Annotated in this window: 15 protein-coding genes and 1 pseudogene; 9 read left to right on the top strand and 7 right to left on the bottom strand. The window is 63.1% G+C overall.

What is annotated here, in order from left to right; all coding sequences use genetic code 11:
- The coding region (gene msrA / locus EN993_RS18810) for a peptide-methionine (S)-S-oxide reductase MsrA (RefSeq protein WP_245468904.1) at window positions 1–635 on the top strand (635 nt) is incomplete at its 5' end.
- Window positions 636–694: 59 nt separating this feature from the next.
- Here the strand turns inward: msrA and EN993_RS18815 are convergent.
- Together EN993_RS18815 and EN993_RS18820 are read right to left on the bottom strand one after the other, a co-directional pair.
- Window positions 695–1,699: a cytochrome d ubiquinol oxidase subunit II gene (locus tag EN993_RS18815; protein WP_127264526.1), complete on the bottom strand. Its 1,005-nt coding sequence runs from the start codon at window positions 1,697–1,699 to the stop codon at window positions 695–697.
- A gap of 10 nt (window positions 1,700–1,709) precedes the next feature.
- Entirely contained in the window at window positions 1,710–3,071 is a 1,362-nt protein-coding gene (locus tag EN993_RS18820) for a cytochrome ubiquinol oxidase subunit I (RefSeq protein WP_109663497.1), read from the bottom strand.
- Window positions 3,072–3,388: 317 nt separating this feature from the next.
- Between EN993_RS18820 and EN993_RS18825 the strand changes: the two genes are divergently transcribed.
- Together EN993_RS18825 and EN993_RS18830 are read left to right on the top strand one after the other, a co-directional pair.
- A complete protein-coding gene (locus EN993_RS18825) occupies window positions 3,389–4,315 on the top strand; it encodes an ABC transporter ATP-binding protein (protein WP_126067025.1) in 927 nt (308 codons plus the stop codon).
- Window positions 4,312–5,073 (top strand): ABC transporter permease, encoded by a 762-nt coding sequence (locus EN993_RS18830; protein WP_109663491.1) that lies wholly within the window; start codon window positions 4,312–4,314, stop codon window positions 5,071–5,073. Before EN993_RS18825 ends, EN993_RS18830 begins: the two co-directional genes overlap by 4 nt.
- Before the next feature lie 109 nt (window positions 5,074–5,182).
- On the opposite strand, the gene EN993_RS18835 is transcribed toward EN993_RS18830, so the two are convergent.
- On the bottom strand, window positions 5,183–6,220 hold the full coding sequence (locus EN993_RS18835) for a phosphatidylglycerol lysyltransferase domain-containing protein (protein ID WP_109663489.1): 1,038 nt from the start codon (window positions 6,218–6,220) through the stop codon (window positions 5,183–5,185).
- 355 nt (window positions 6,221–6,575) lie between these two features.
- Between EN993_RS18835 and EN993_RS18840 the strand changes: the two genes are divergently transcribed.
- The 3 genes from EN993_RS18840 to EN993_RS18850 all read left to right on the top strand — a co-directional run bounded on the left by EN993_RS18840 (window position 6,576) and on the right by EN993_RS18850 (window position 9,019).
- Window positions 6,576–7,772: an NAD(P)/FAD-dependent oxidoreductase gene (locus EN993_RS18840; protein ID WP_109663486.1), complete on the top strand. Its 1,197-nt coding sequence runs from the start codon at window positions 6,576–6,578 to the stop codon at window positions 7,770–7,772.
- Between the two features lie 84 nt (window positions 7,773–7,856).
- Window positions 7,857–8,342 carry a MarR family transcriptional regulator gene (locus EN993_RS18845; protein WP_127264527.1) on the top strand — a complete coding sequence of 162 codons (486 nt, stop codon included), beginning with the start codon at window positions 7,857–7,859 and terminating at the stop codon, window positions 8,340–8,342.
- Window positions 8,339–9,019 carry a GNAT family N-acetyltransferase gene (locus tag EN993_RS18850; RefSeq protein ID WP_109663481.1) on the top strand — a complete coding sequence of 227 codons (681 nt, stop codon included), beginning with the start codon at window positions 8,339–8,341 and terminating at the stop codon, window positions 9,017–9,019. The genes EN993_RS18845 and EN993_RS18850 overlap by 4 nt, the downstream gene beginning before the upstream one ends.
- Before the next feature lie 19 nt (window positions 9,020–9,038).
- Here the strand turns inward: EN993_RS18850 and EN993_RS18855 are convergent, their stop codons facing one another.
- Together EN993_RS18855 and EN993_RS18860 are read right to left on the bottom strand one after the other, a co-directional pair.
- Window positions 9,039–9,263 carry a hypothetical protein gene (locus EN993_RS18855; protein WP_013528677.1) on the bottom strand — a complete coding sequence of 75 codons (225 nt, stop codon included), beginning with the start codon at window positions 9,261–9,263 and terminating at the stop codon, window positions 9,039–9,041.
- A gap of 139 nt (window positions 9,264–9,402) precedes the next feature.
- A complete protein-coding gene (locus EN993_RS18860; RefSeq protein ID WP_109663478.1) occupies window positions 9,403–11,406 on the bottom strand; it encodes a PhoX family phosphatase in 2,004 nt (667 codons plus the stop codon).
- A gap of 675 nt (window positions 11,407–12,081) precedes the next feature.
- Between EN993_RS18860 and EN993_RS18865 the strand changes: the two genes are divergently transcribed.
- Window positions 12,082–12,570, top strand: a complete 489-nt coding sequence (locus EN993_RS18865; RefSeq protein ID WP_109663476.1) for a hypothetical protein — start codon at window positions 12,082–12,084, stop codon at window positions 12,568–12,570.
- Between the two features lie 152 nt (window positions 12,571–12,722).
- On the opposite strand, the gene EN993_RS18870 is transcribed toward EN993_RS18865, so the two are convergent.
- Together EN993_RS18870 and EN993_RS18875 are read right to left on the bottom strand one after the other, a co-directional pair.
- The gene (locus tag EN993_RS18870; protein ID WP_109663474.1) at window positions 12,723–13,385 is read right to left on the bottom strand and encodes a response regulator transcription factor; all 663 of its coding nucleotides are present in this window, start codon (window positions 13,383–13,385) and stop codon (window positions 12,723–12,725) included.
- Window positions 13,382–14,773, bottom strand: a complete 1,392-nt coding sequence (locus tag EN993_RS18875; RefSeq protein WP_109663471.1) for a sensor histidine kinase — start codon at window positions 14,771–14,773, stop codon at window positions 13,382–13,384. The genes EN993_RS18870 and EN993_RS18875 overlap by 4 nt, the downstream gene beginning before the upstream one ends.
- A gap of 170 nt (window positions 14,774–14,943) precedes the next feature.
- On the opposite strand from EN993_RS18875, the gene EN993_RS18880 reads away from it, so the two are divergent.
- The gene (locus EN993_RS18880) at window positions 14,944–15,285 is read left to right on the top strand and encodes a hypothetical protein (RefSeq protein ID WP_109663468.1); all 342 of its coding nucleotides are present in this window, start codon (window positions 14,944–14,946) and stop codon (window positions 15,283–15,285) included.
- Window positions 15,286–15,299: 14 nt separating this feature from the next.
- Window positions 15,300–15,429, top strand: a pseudogene (locus EN993_RS37835) (phosphoesterase); the annotation flags it as partial.

Below are 15,429 nucleotides of genomic sequence, written 5' to 3' on the forward strand. Positions count from 1 at the left end.
CGCCAGCGGTTTCGGCCGAGGATGCGGTGAAGATCCCGCCGCCGGCATTTGACGAAAAGGCGGCTGCCGGCAGCGAAAAGGCAATCTTCGCCGGCGGCTGCTTCTGGGGCGTGCAGGGCGTGTTCCAGCACGTCAAGGGCGTCAGCAAGGCCGTCTCCGGCTACACCGGCGGTAGCAAGGATGATGCCGTCTACGAGACGGTCGGCTCAGGCCGCACCGGACATGCCGAATCCGTCGAGATCACCTATGATCCGTCTGAGGTCACCTATGGCCAGCTGCTGCAGGTCTATTTCTCGGTCGCCCACAACCCCACCCAGCTGAATTTCCAGGGTCCCGACTCGGGCACGCAGTACCGCTCGACGATCTTTGCCGAAAACGAGGCGCAAAAGAAGATCGCGCAAAGCTACATCGCCCAGCTCGACCAGGCCAAGGTGTTCCCGGAGCCGATCGTCACCACGCTGGAAACTGGCAAGACCTTCTATCCGGCCGAGAATTATCATCAGGATTTCCTGACGCTGAACCCGACCTATCCCTACATCGTCTACAACGACCTGCCCAAGGTGGCGAACCTGAAGGCACTGTTCCCGGCGCTGTACAGCGAGAAGCCTGTGCTGGTGCTGTCGGCGAGCAACTGAGGTTGGCGGACGCGCGACATCTCCCCCTCGAGGGAGGAGATCAGCTCGCGCCAACCCCCTCAATCATACGTCAAATCCGTCGCCTTCCCGCCAAACACCCGGTAGGCATAGAACGAATAGAAGATGATGACCGGCAGCACGACCACGGTGCCGGCCAGGATGATGGCCAGGCTCTCCGGTGCCGAGGCCGCTTGCCAGATGGTCAGGCGATCCGGCACCACGAACGGGTAGAACGACCAGGCCAGGCCGGCAAAGCCGAGCGCGAAGATGGCGGCCAGCGTCAGGAACGGCGTCAGCGAATGGCGGTCGTCGGGCTTCGGCAGATGGAAGGTCTGCCGCCACAGCCACAGGAACAATATTGCCGACAGAATCGGCAGCGGCGACAAATAGAGCATCGCCGGCCAGACGAACCACTTGTCGAAGATGCGCGGGCTGGCGAAGGGCGTCGCCAGCGACACCGCCGCCATGCCGAGCGCGGTCAGCACCAGCGCCGTGCGCAGCCAGCGCACCGCCTTCTTCTGCAACTCGCCCTCGGTCTTGTAGATCACCCAGGCGGCGCCCATCGCCGCGTAAGCCGCAGCAAGGCAGAACGCCACCAGCACGCCAAACGCCATGCCGCCGAAGCCGACATCGAGGCCCAGCACATAGACGCCCAGCATATAGCCCTGCGCCAGCGAAGCGATGAGCGAACCCAGGAAGAAAATACGGTTCCAGCGGTGCTTGCGCTCGGTCGGCACCTTGGCGCGGAAATCGAAGGCGACGCCGCGCAGGATCAGCCCGACCAGAAGCACGAAGACCGGAATGTAGAGCGCGGTCAGGATGACGCCATGCGCCATCGGGAAAGCGACCAGCAGCAGGCCGACGGCCAGCACCAGCCAGGTTTCATTGGCGTCCCAGAACGGGCCGATGGCCGCGATCATCGTGTCCTGTTCGGCGTCTTCGGCGGCGGCGAACAGGATGCCGATGCCGAGATCGAAACCGTCGAGAATGACGTAGATCAGGATGGCCAGGCCCATCAGGCCGGCGAAGATCAGGGGAAGCGCGGTGGGCCAGTCGAAGCTCATTTTTCTTCTCCTATTCGCCTGCTGCCGGTTGCGACATGGCCGTCTTCATGACGCCCGGCAGCGGCGATGAATCGCCGTCCTTCGCCGCCTTCAGCGCCAGGTGCACCAGCACGCCGAGATAGGCGATCAGCAAAAGCGCGTAGAGAATGAGATAGATGGCCAGCGTCAGCGCGACATGGCTGCCGGCCACCGGGCCGACCGCGTCGGCGGTTTTCAGCACGCCAGTCACCAGCCAGGGCTGGCGGCCGATTTCGGTGGTGTACCAGCCGGCCAGCGTCGCCAGCCAGCCCGACAGCCCCATCGGCACCATCAGCAGAGCGAGCGGCTTCGGCAGGCTGTGGCGGCGCTTGAGGAAGAAGGCGGCCGACCACGAGACGATGAGCATCAATATGCCGGTGCCGACCATGATGCGGAAACCCCAGAACACCGGGAACACAGGCGGATGGTTGCCGGGATAGTCGTTCAGCCCCGGCACGACACCGCTGGTCGAGTGCCGCAGCACCAGGCTGGCCCCGTCGGGAATGGCGATCTCGAACCTGTTTTCCTTGGCCGCCTCGTCGGGCAGGGCGAAAAGAACCAGCGGCACGTTGGGGCCGGTGTTCCAGTTGGCCTCCATGGCGGCGATCTTCTGCGGCTGGTGCTCCAGTGTGTTCAGCCCGTGCTGGTCGCCGGCAAAGATCTGGATCGGGATCAGGATCGCCGCGGTGAAGACGCCGGTGCGCAGCGCCTTCCACATCGATTCCGAGCGGTCGCCCTTGAGATAGCGCAGCGCTGACAGGCCAGCGATCAGGAACGACACCGTCAGGCCGGATGCCAGCAGCATGTGGGTAAGCCGGTAGGGCATCGACGGGTTGAAGACGATCGCCCACCAGTCGACGGCGTGTGCGACGCCATCACGGATCTCGAACCCGGCCGGCGTCTGCATCCAGGAATTGAGCGCGATGATCCAGAAGGCCGAGACGGTGGTTCCGCCCGCGACCAGCACCGTCGCCAGCGTGTGGATGCGGTTGGAGACACGGCGGAAGCCGAACAGCATGATGCCGAGGAAGGCGGCTTCGAGGAAGAAGGCGGTGAGGATCTCGTAGGCCAGCAGCGGCCCGGCAATGTTGCCGACCTTTTCCATGTAGCCGGGCCAGTTGGTGCCGAACTGGAAGCTCATGGTGACGCCGGTAACCACACCCATGGCGAAGGACAGTGCGAACACCTTCACCCAGGTGAAATAGGCACGTATCCAGGCGGAATCGCCTGTCGCGTTGTAGCGCAGCTTGAAGAACAGCAGCACCCAGCCAAGCGCAATGGTGATCGTCGGGAACAATATATGGAACGAAATATTCGCGCCGAATTGCATGCGCGACAGGATGAGCGGGTCCATGGTGGGCTCCGGCTGCTTCGAATGCCTTGAAGAATAGGCCTGTCACGCCGCTCGGTCAAAGCGGCGTCCCGCCGCGAGGCGGAACGCCGCAGCGCCCTGCCAATATGACGCATGTGCAGCATGGCTTAGCCTATGCGCCGGTGTCCGGCAGGTCGCCAGACTCATCCCGGTCGCTGGGGCAGTTGTATCGGCCGCCAGCCACCAGGGTCGGCCGGCAACGATTGTCGAGAACTGTCAGCAGCGGCATTGACTTACGGTTGCATGCACCGACATTCGGCCTATATCAGGGGACCTCTTTCAAGTAGCCGTTTTCAACCATGCCCTCCATCCTGTCTATTTCCGGGGTCTCCAAGACCTACGCCACCGGCTTTACCGCGCTCAAGGAGGTCAATCTCGACATCCAACGTGGCGAGATCTTTGCGCTGCTCGGCCCCAACGGCGCCGGCAAGACGACGCTGATCTCGATCGTCTGCGGCATCGTCAACCGCTCGTCGGGCACCGTCACCGTCGACGGCCACGACATCAACAAGGATTATCGTGCCGCGCGCAGCCTGATCGGCCTGGTGCCGCAGGAACTGACCATCGATGCCTTCGAGAGCGTCTGGGCGACGGTCAACTACAGCCGCGGCCTGTTCGGCAAGCCGGCCAACCCGGCTTTCGTCGAGAAGGTCCTGCGCGACTTGTCGCTATGGGACAAGAAGGACGCCAAGGCGATCACCCTGTCGGGCGGCATGAAGCGCCGGCTGATGATCGCCAAGGCGCTGTCGCATGAGCCGCGCGTCCTGTTCCTCGACGAGCCGACCGCCGGCGTCGATGTCGAGCTGCGCCAGGACATGTGGGCGATGGTGCGCCGGCTGCGCGAGGATGGCGTCACCATCATCCTCACCACGCATTACATCGAGGAAGCCGAGGCGATGGCCGACCGCGTCGGCGTCATCAACCGCGGCGAGATCATCCTGGTCGAGAACAAGGCCGAACTGATGCGCAAGCTTGGCCGCAAGCGGCTGGTGCTGGAATTGCGCAATCCGCTGACGGCCATTCCCGAGGCGTTCTCGCGCTACGCGCTGGAACTGTCGCCGGATGGCGGGCAGCTGACCTACACTTATGACAACCAGGCCGAGCGGCCGGGCGTCGCCTCGCTCATCCGCGATCTCGAGGCCGGCGGCATCCAGTTCCGCGACATCGACACGCAAAACAGCTCGCTCGAGGAGATCTTCGTCAATCTGGTGAGGAGAGAGCCATGAACCTCCGCGCGGTATGGGCGATCTACCGGATGGAAATGGCGCGTGCCTTCCGCACCGTGCTGCAGAGCATCGTCTCGCCGGTCATCTCGACATCGCTGTATTTCGTCGTCTTCGGCTCGGCCATCGGCTCGCGCATCACCGAGATCGACGGCATCAGCTACGGCGCCTTCATTGTGCCCGGCCTGATCATGCTGTCGCTCTTGACGCAGTCGATCTCCAACGCCTCCTTTGCCATCTACTTTCCGAAATTCGTCGGCTCGATCTACGAACTTTTGTCGGCTCCGGTCTCCTATCTGGAGATCGTCATCGCCTATGTCGGCGGTGCGGCGACCAAGTCCATCATCCTCGGCCTGATCATCCTGGCGACAGCCTCGCTGTTCGTGCCGCTGACCATCCTGCACCCGTTCTGGATGCTTACCTTCCTGGTGCTGACGGCGGTGACCTTCAGCCTGTTCGGCTTCATCATCGGCATCTGGGCGAAGAGCTTCGAGCAGCTGCAGCTGGTGCCGCTCTTGATCATCACGCCGCTGACCTTCCTCGGCGGCAGCTTCTATTCTATCAACATGCTGCCTGGGATCTGGCGCACGGTGACGCTGTTCAACCCGGTCGTCTATTTGATCAGCGGCTTCCGCTGGAGCTTTTACGGCAAGTCCGACGTCTCGGTTGGCGTCAGCCTTGGCATGACCGTCGTCTTCCTGCTGGTCTGCATAACCATCGTCGCCTGGATTTTCAGGACCGGTTATCGGCTCAGGAACTGAGCGGTCCAAAGTCGTCATCCTGGGGTCTGCGCCGCGTCGCTTCGCTCCTTGCCACGCCCCAGGATGACGAAGGGAAAAGGCTTCGCCCAAGCCCTGAATATCGATAGACCTAGATTGCCTTGACCAGCCGCAGCAGCCCTAACATCTCCACATACGTCCCCTTGCGGAAGGCGATGTAGACCGGCTCTTCGACACCATGGAAGCGGCGCTTGAACGCCGCCTGGCCCTGCAGGTTGAACCTGCGCCGGTTGACCCATGGCGAGCCGTAGGCGCGCTGGAAGATGTTGCGCCAGAAATCGCTTTCGTCAAAGCCGCTCGGGCCGATGTCGACGAGCGGCGACAGGCCGAGCGTGACCACCGAGATGCCTTGCTCGCGAAAACGGTCGACGGCGAATTTGGTCAGGCCGACCTCGGCATGCGGCGAGGCATCGATGTGCTTGCGCTTGAAGGCGGTGGTGTAGCCGATGACCTTGCCGTCGGCAAACAGCGGATCGAAGTCAAGCAAAGCGACCAGTTCGCCGTCGGGGCCATGCAGCACGAAACGGCGCATGTCGCTACCGAGATGGTCGGCGAACGGGCGGTTGAGAAAGCCCATCTCCCAGCGCTTGACGATGCGGTCGCCGCGCCAGTTTTGGGAAAGCCGGGCGATCTCGTCGAGGTGGATCGTTCGCCTGTCCTCTTCGAACGAAAAGCCCTTCTTCAGCAGCCAGCGCTCGGAGTAGCGCACGGTTTCGTTGCGCTTTCCGGAAAAATCATGCTCGGGCAGGGTGAGGCGGGTGTCGATGCCGAAACGATTGACCTTGTAGCCGAGCCCGGCCAGCACCCGTGCGGTCTCTTCGCCGATCTGCACGAACCACGGGCTGCCGGCGGCCTCGACGAAGCGTCTGATATAGTCGGGTCGATGCGCCGGAGCCGCCACGGGGTCGCCGAGCGCGAAATGATGCTTCATCTTGGTGCCGAAGGCGATGTAGCCGTCGGCGTCGCCGAAATAGGAAAGCTTGTTCTGCACGGCGCTGGAGTAGGCGAGCGAGAAGTCGCCGTGGCGGCGTACAAGCGCCAGCCGTTCGACATGGGTCAGCGCCTCCCGCTCGACCTTGGGCGCGGCGCCCTCAAGGATGCTGTCGACATAGATCCGCAAGGAGGGCATGGTCGAGATTCCGCGTGCCGCCTACAACGCCGCGCGTCCAAGACGCGCAAAGGTGCTGTAACACTTCGATTCTGCGCATGGCCTCGAAAATCGAACCCGATTTCGGGCATGCGCGTGGGGGATAACAGAGACCCGCCAGCCCCCCAGGGCCTCGAATCAATCACATTGCCGCGACCTGATTACCGTTGATATTGCGCATATGCCATATAGGGCACAACCGCGGCCCAGCGTATGCCTCGAAAATCGTATGGCTCGAAATCGGCAGCGGTTTGCGGGTATGGTCCTGCGCGGGATCAAACGGTTACAGCGTCATGCGAGCCTTGCGGCAGGGCGGTCGAATGGGATTCAAGAGTGAATGGCTGATACGACAATCAGGTGGGTGGCGGACCAGACGGTGACGGTCGAGCCGGCAATCGTCGTCGGCGCCGGTGCTGCCGGACTGGCCGTCGCGCACGCCTTGATGAACGCCGGCGTGCCGACCGCGATCCTGGAAAAGGAAAGCCGGCTGGCCGAGCCCTGGCACCGGCGACACCCGCAGTTGCATCTCAACACCCACCGCGATCTTTCTTCGTTGCCTGGCCTCGCCTATCCCCCGGGCACCCCTGCCTTTCCGCAAAGGATGGTCGTCATCCGCCATATGAATGATTTCAGGGAGGAGAACCGGCTGCCGGTGCAGTTTGGCGTCGCTGTCGAAGAAATCGCCTTCAAGGGCGATCATTGGGCGCTGCGGACCAGCGCGGGGCGGCGCCTGGCCCGCAATGTCGTCATCGCCACCGGCCGCGACAGGCAGCCATTCACTCCTGAATGGAAAGGCATGAAGGATTTCGCCGGCCGCATCATCCATTCGGCGGATTTCGGCGACGCGCAGGACTATGCGGGCCAGAAAGTGCTGGTCGTCGGCGCCGGCAATTCGGGCTTCGACGCGCTCAATCATCTGGCCGACATAGACACGGCCGCCATCTGGCTGTCGGCCCGCAACGGCCCCGCCCTCCTGCCCAAGCGGATCGGCAAGATCGCCGTGCATCGGCTTTCGCCGTTCATGGCGCGCTTGCCGTTGCGGGTCGCCGATGCGGCGATCGCGGCAACGCAGCGCCTCGTCTTCGGCGACCTGACCAAATTCGGCGTGCCGCCCGCACCCAGGGGCGGCGTCAGCCGCCTGACCTCGGATTATACCGCGATCGCTGCCGACGACGGCGCCGTCGACGCCATCAAGGCCGGCAAGATCACCGTCGTGCCGGCCATACGGGAATTCACCCGCGACGGCGTGATCCTGGCCAATGGCAGCCTGATCGATCCCGATATCGTCATTGCCGCGACAGGCTACCGCACCGGGCTGGAGCCCATGGTCGGCAAGCTCGGCGTGCTCGACAGCAAGGGCGTTCCGCTCTTCAACGGCGGGCAAGCCGATCCGAAATTGCCCGGCCTGTGGTTCACCGGCATGCGGCCAAGCATTCGCGGCTGCTTCGCCAATGCCGGCATCCTGGCCAAGGCGATCGCCAAACGGATTGCAGCTTCCGCTGGCGCCTCCCACCAATCCGGTGCTTCACGCTGACTTAATCGGAGACGCCGGTACGTCGGCTTGATCAACTGCTTGCTATGTTATATAACATGTTATCATTTATGGCACAGGTCGACTATGGAAGACGTCATACGATCTCTTGGCTACCTCTGCCTGGGCAGCAGGTTGAAGCGCATTGGCGAGCAGTTGCAGGCCGACGCGCAGCGTCTGCTCGACGGCTTGGAGGTTCCACTTCAATCGAGCCAGTACCCGTTGCTTGCCGCACTCGACAAACTGGGACCGTTGGCTGTCGGCGAACTGGCGCAATCGCTGGGGCTGACACAGCCGGGTGTGACAAGAAGCGTGTCGCTTCTGGCCGAGCTGGGGCTGGTCGAAGCCATCCAGTCGGATGGTGACCAGCGGCGGCGGGTGGTCTCGCTGACTAAGAAGGGTCAACGCCTGGTCGATGTCGCGAAGCGGGACGTGTGGCCGCGCATAGAGAGCGCCGTCGCGGATTTGTGCCGAGATCTTTCGGGGCCACTTCTCGATCAACTCGCGGCCATTGAGGACGGTCTGGCTACGGCCCCGCTCGATCGTCGCGTCAAACAAGGCGCCAGGCAATGAAACATATTCTTGACCGTCCTGTCTGGAGCGCGCTGGAGACGAGGCATCAGGCCTTCGCGCAAGGTGGCAAGCTTGCCAGGCGCTATTCACCGTCAATCGCCCTCTTTGCCGCTACCGCTACCGACGATGCCGAAAGCCTGCGGGCGTTCGGCAAGCTTGTGTCCTCGGGCGAGAGCGTGATCATGGCTCAGGCCGATGCCATTGCGCTGCCGGTCGGCTTGTCGGCGATCTCGACGGCCGCTGCCGTCCAGATGGTTGCCGAGGTGCCGTTGCAGACCGTGTCGGACGAGCGCGTGCAACGTCTGACGCAAGAGGATGCGGCCGAGATGCTGGCCTTGGCGTCACTCACCAAACCCGGCCCGTTCACATCCGGGGCGTTGAGCCTCGGCGACTTCTGGGGTGTGAAAATCAACGGCAGGCTGGTGGCGATGGCCGGCGAGCGCATGAAGCAACCCGGCTATAGCGAACTCAGCGGCGTCTGTTCGCACCCGGAATTCCGTGGCGGCGGCCTCGGCCGGCTGCTATCGCTGTTCGTGGCAGACCAGATTTTTGCACGCGGCGAGATACCGTACCTCCACGCCTATGCCGCAAACACTGGTGCCATAAGATTGTACGAATCCATCGGCTTCCGATTGAGAAGCATGATCAATGTGGCCGTGGTTCAGCGGGCCGAATAGGATAAGGCGCCGCCGGGCATCACGCCGACTTCGGCTCGAGCCGACGGAAACCGACGGCCTCCATCAGCATATCCTCTTCGACCATGCCGGCATTGTGCAGGGCGAGCAGGTTAAGCGCGATTTCGCGCGCATCGGCGGAATCGGGATGCGCTTCACGCCGCCGGCAGGCCTCATCGAACACGCGCTGCAGCTTGGCTATATCGGCTGGCTTGAGCAAGCCACGGTCATAGACGGACTTCGACATGGCGATCTCCTGATAAAGACCTAGGGCGCCACGTTTAAATTGCCAATCTTTCCCGAGGCTTGAATGATTTCACGTAAAAAGGGAGGGGCTTCGGGGTCACCGAAATCCCTCCCTTGAGATTGCAAACCAGTGCCGGATATCAGACCGCGATCTTGCCGCCACCCTGTTTGGTGATAGCGACCACCGACGGCCGCACCGGCATGTCGGGCTTGAAGTCGGGCCAGCGTGTCGACAGGTCTTCATAGTAGGACGGGCGGCCGAACGCCTCCCAGTCCTCGCCGCCGTCGCCCGGATGCTGGACGGCGACGAAGGCGGTCTGGTCGTCGGGCGCAAACAGCGGACCGCACATTTCGGCGCCGATCGGCACGCGGAAGAACAGTTTTGAGGTCGCCCGCGCCGACCCTTCGGTGTCCACTGCCCACAGGCCGTCGGTACGGCCGGTGGCCTTCGGGCCCTGGCCATCGGTGGCGACCCACAGGCGGCCGGCCGAATCGACGGCGCAATTGTCGGGCATGCCGAACCAGCCATTGGCCGTCGTTGCCGTCGAGAAGGTGGCGCCGATATCGGCCACCGAAGGATCGCCGCATTTCAACAGCACTTCCCACTTGCCCTTGGCAGCGGTGAAATCGCCGCCGTCCTCCGATATCTCGATGATGTGGCCGAAGGCGTTTTCGGCGCGCGGGTTGGCGGCGTCGACCTGGTCGGCCTTGCGCTTCGAATTGTTGGTCAGCATCACATAGACCTTGCCGTTGACGGCATTGGGCTGGATGTCTTCCGGGCGGTCCATCTTGGTGGCGCCGAGCAGGTCGGCGGAGCGGCGTGTTTCGATCAGCACGTCGGCTTGGCCAGTGAAGCCGTTTTCAGCCGTCAGCGGCCCCTGGCCGAAGACGATCGGCAGCCATTCCACGGAACCGTCTTCGGCGAACTTGGCGACATGCAGCGTGCCGTCGTCGAGCAGGTCCTTGTTGGCGGCATGGTCGTTCGGATTGAACGCCGCCTTGGTGACGAACTTGTAGACATAGTCGAAGCGCTCGTCGTCGCCGAGATAGAAGACGACGCGGCCGTCCTTGGCGACGATCGATTCGGCGCCTTCATGCTTGAAGCGGCCCATGGCGGTGCGCTTCCTCGGCGTCGAGGTCGGATCGTTGACATCGACCTCGACGATCCAGCCGAAGCGGTTGGCTTCGTTCGGCTCCTTGGCCAAGTCGAAGCGGTCATAGTGCGCCGCCCATTCATAGGCGCCTTCGGGAATGCCGAGGCGCTTGTAGTTGGCGGCTTCCTTGTGGTCTGCCGGCAGTTCGCCGGAGAAATAGCCGTGGATGTTTTCCTCGGCCATCACATAGGTGCCCCAGGGCGTGACGCCACCGGCGCAGTTGTTGAACGTGCCGAAAACCTTGGTGCCGGACGGGTCGGCATTGGTCTTGACGCGGTCATGGCCGGCAACCGGACCCGACAGCGCCATTTCGGTGCTGGAGGTGATGCGGCGATTAAGCTTTCCGTCGCGCACCACCTGCCATTTGCCAGCGTCCTTGCGGATCTCGACGATGGTGCCGCCGTGCGCCGCCATCTCGACATCGACCTGCTCCTTCGAGAGGGGTGCGACTTCGGCCGACTTCTTGCCGTCCTTTTCGACGATCTTCACGATGCCCGGGAACATCAGATGCGGGTTGGTGTATTCGTGGTTGACCACCAGCATGCCGTGTTCGGCTGAACCGTCGATCGGGAGATAGCCGACGTAGTCGTTGTTGTAGCCGAACTGTCTGGACTGCGCCTGCGCCGACTGTTTCGTCGGGTCGAAGTCCGGCGAATCGGCAAACAGCGGGTCGCCCCAGCGCAACAGCACATCGGCGTCGTAGCCCGGTGCGACATGATGCTTGTCGTCGATGCCGGCCTCCAACTCGTCGAACGCGAAGGCCGAGCTTTCCGCGGCCCGGGCTTCGTCGGCGCTGATAAGCGCCAGCGGGGAGACGGTGGCGGCGATGGCCGAGACGGCCAGCGAACCCCTGAGGAAGCCGCGGCGCGAGAACCGCGCGGCAATGATCTCGCCCATGGTGCGGTTGTCGGTGGGGTTGGTGGCCGGGCCGTCGTTTTCCTCGAGCAGGCTGGTGCGGAATCGGGCGTCAGGGGAGCGGTGTTCGGTCATTTGGGGGCTTGCCTCTGGCTGCGTGGATGGCTGGAGCGTGTTGCCTGTTTAACCCCTTATAATCGCCGGATCACATTTTCGTGACATCAGAGGCCTTTCAGACGCAACAGGCATTCCGCGCACCGTTGGCCAAGCATTCTCGGAGTTGCCGTGCCAGGGATGGTGGACATGATGTGACGGCGGACCACCGGCGACAGGATCGGAGTGGACGGCAACAAGATCGAGCATCCCGACGGCATCAGAGAGACAGCGCCAGGGAAGCAATCGAGAACGGTCGTTTCGATATAAAGGAGCCCTCGGCCGCGCCATCGTCGAACGTCCGGCGCCGGCGGACGATATTAGTCGTCTTCAGGCTCTGTGAAACAGGTCAACCAGGCAAAAGCCAGCGTTACAAGTCACCTCCGCCGCCCCCGGCGGAGGTGACTTGATGTCCGGCGTCTGCCGTCGTCAGGCATCGGGAAAGCCAGTCTCCCGTTAAGCGATAGCGGTCGCGGCGCCGTTCATACGAAGCTAATATAGCATAGGGATAGGACTTTAGTCCAACCTTGCGCTTGCAAAAGTCCTGGGTGACAACCGCAACGGTCGGAGGTCGCTTCCGGGAACCACGTCTTTCAGCGATGCTGGTTGCTACTGCGACGTTGAGGGTGGGCGCCGGCTCAATCGACGGAGATCAGGATGCACAGATCGGTCACGACCCGTTGTTGCCGGCTGGCGCTCAGATTGGCGGCCGCGCTGGCGTTGACCATCGCTCCCTATCACTTTGCCCTCCACGGCTCCGTTCCCGGAATCGACACCGCCAGCGCACAGGCCGGCAAGGGCGGTAATGGCGGTGGCAACAGCGGGGGTGGAAACGGCAATGGTGGCAGCAGCGGTGGCGGAAACAGTAGCGGCGGCAACAGCGGTAATAGCGGCAACAGCAACGGGAATGGCAACAGCGGCAATTCCGGCAAGTCAGGATCAAACAAGGGCAACAGCGCGAGTCATGTCAATGCCACGACTGGTGACAAGGTCGACGTGACAGGCAACAAGATCACAGTCCGGCATCCCGACGGCTTAACCGAACAGCTTGAGAACGGCCGTTTCAGGATGGAGGATGCGCTCGGGCGCACGATCATCGACCGCCGGGCCACGCCGGCCGATGTCAGCCGCCTGAAGGCCTTGTGAAGCTTGCCAACAGGCAACGGCCGGCTTCACATGTCACCTCCGCCGCCCCCCGGCGGAGGTGACCTCGTTTCTGGGCCGGCACCGCGCGATTTCCGGCACCGCGATGACTGAAGTCCCTGGAGCGGCTCCGGTTTGGTAGAAGCGCTGAACTGTTAGGTATGGCTCCTGTCGCGGTCGCGCGACTCACGCATCATCAAGGCTGCTTCGGTGCGGTTTCGCACATTGAGTTTCGACAGCACGCCGGTCATGTGATGCTTGACGGTCTTCTCCTGAAGCTCCAGCCGCAGGGCGACTTCCTTGTTGCTCAGCCCCTCAGCCACCAGCCGCAGGATTTCCGTCTGCCGCTCGGTGAGTTGCCGCAGCCGGTCCGCTATGGCGTTGGTGGGCTTCTGGGACTGGAGATCCGAAAGCAGTCGGGCCGACAGCGTCGGCGAAAGATAACTCTCGCCAGCCGCCACGTTGCGCAGGATGTCGGCAAGCGCGCGCGATCCGATACCTTTGAGGACGTAGCCGCGCACCCCAGCGTTCAGGGCCATTGTCACATCGGCATTGGCCTCCGAAACGGTCAGCATGACGATCTTCTGGGCGGGATGGCTGGCGAGGATGCCTGCAACCGCGGCCAGACCACCCCCCGGCATGGAGATATCGAGCAGCAATATGTCGGGCCGCACCGTCGAGGCGATGCGTTCGGCATCCTGCGCCGTGGCACCCTCGCCAGCCATCTCGAAACCTCCGATCTCCGACAGGCTGCGCGTCACACCTTCGCGAAAGAGGGGATGATCGTCGACAATGGCGATGCGAATAACATCAGTCATGCTTGCTCCTCAATCGATAGACGGATCACCAATCGCGTGCCTTGCGGCCCGGTCAAGGTTTCGAACTGGCCACCAATGCTTTCGACCCGCTCTCTGAGGCCGGCGAGCCCGAGGCCCTCGACCCGTGCCGGATCGAAGCCTGGCCCGGCGTCCGATACTTCAACACAAAGCCTGCCACCTTTCATCCCGGCACTCACCGCTTGATCCTTGCCTCGCCCGTGGCGGTAGGCATTGTTCAGCCCTTCCTGCACGAAACGATAGATGCTGATCTTCTCGGAGGCGCCGGGCTCTGGCAACTGTCCGGCCAGCGTGAGTGTCACCGACGTTCCCGTCCTCAGCTCGTGTTCGTTGACGGCCAGCCGCAGAATGTCTGGTGCGGCTGCCGTCTCTATCTGCGGCAGGACGAGGCCGGTGCAGATGCCGCGTATTTCGCGCAGCGCATCCTCCAGCGTCTTGCGGATCATCGCGACCTCGGTCGAGCGGCTTTCGCCCGAATGGCCGTCGGCGGAAAATATCGGACTGTCCATGCGCAACGCCGCCAGGGCCACGAGTTGGGCTGGACCGTCATGGAGATCGGCGCCGATACGGCGCAAATATCTTTCGTTGAGCGCGGTGGCGCGGCGGGAGGCCCGCTGCACGCGCATTCTCAGGGCGCTGTTTTGCGTCACCAGACCCTGCAGTTCCGACACCTGGCGGCGCAGCGCCCCGCGCTGATCGTCGATGGTGCGGCTGCCGCGCAGGACGATGCCCGACAAGAGTAGCAATGCCGCCAGGGTCGCGCCGGCCACGATCAGCCAGCTAGACCACAGAGCCGAAGCCAAGGTGGCTTTGAACTCGTCGGCGATCTCGTAGAATTCGGTGACCGCCACCACTTCGCCGGACCAGGGCTCGCGCACCGGATTGTAGATCTCCAGCAAAGGCACGCCGAACGCCTCTTCCTTGCTTTCGGTCTCGTCGAACGTGTCGAGCTGGGCGACGACATTGCCCTGGAAGGCGGAGCGCAGGCCGCTGCTTGGTTCGAAACGGCGGCCTATCAGCGCCGTCTCCTTCGCATAGAGAACCGTGCCGTCGCGGCTCCAGAGCCTGAACGAGACGAGGCGCTTGCCGAGCGCGCCCTGGCCAAGTGTCTCGTCGAGCGCCCGCTTGACCGAGTCGCTGAGCTCCTGGTCCTTGCGCAGGTCTGGCAGCAGCGGCGCAATCACGCTGTCGACATACAGCGCCGTCGTGGCGGCTGAATTGTGGATGACGCCCTCCCGGATCTGCGCCGTCACCCAGGCGCCCACCACCAGCATGACGGCCAGCAGGCCAAAGCCGCCGGCAACGACGAATTGCAGGGCAAGAGAAAGTTCGCTCCAGCGTCGCACCAGGTTTTGCAGAATGCGTATCATGAGCCCCTGACCGCCCTTGAATCGACAGACTGGGCGATATCAGCACATTGACCCTCCCTCTTGCCGTTGCCAAGAGCTACGTTTGATCGACGTCGCTTGACGTCCCGGCACGCTTCGGAAACAAGGTCCTCGACACACGCGGCGGGAGCCGCTTCGAGAGGGGACGGGACGTGAGCTTTTCGGGATTGCTGCAGCTTGGCTTGTCGACTGTCATTTTCCTGCTGGCGGCGACGGCGGCCAAGCAATGGGGCCTGGCGCCGAGCCTGGGCAAGATCCTGCTGACGCTGGCGCTCTATTCGCTGGGCAATCTGATCATGCTGCGGCTGATCCGCGAGTTCGGCATGTCGGTGTCGTTCAGCCTCTCGGCCGTCATCCAGCTGGTCTCGGTGAATGTCGTCGCGCTGATGTTCTTCGGCGAGCGCGTCAACGCGCTGCAGGCGACCGGCATCATGCTGGCGATCGCCGCCGTGGCGCTGATCACGCTTGGGCCCTATCTGCAAGGCCGACTGTAACGGGCGAATTGCCGATGAAGAACGCCGCCAACGCTCTGCTCAACCGGGTCGAATTCCCGGTGCTGCTGGCCGGCCTGGTCATCGCCGCCGGCCTGTGGGGCTTCGAGGAGCTGATAGAGGTGGCGCGCGCCACCTCTATCAGCT

The organism is Mesorhizobium sp. M7D.F.Ca.US.004.01.2.1 (genome assembly GCF_003997785.1).
Lineage (GTDB): Bacteria > Pseudomonadota > Alphaproteobacteria > Rhizobiales > Rhizobiaceae > Mesorhizobium > Mesorhizobium loti.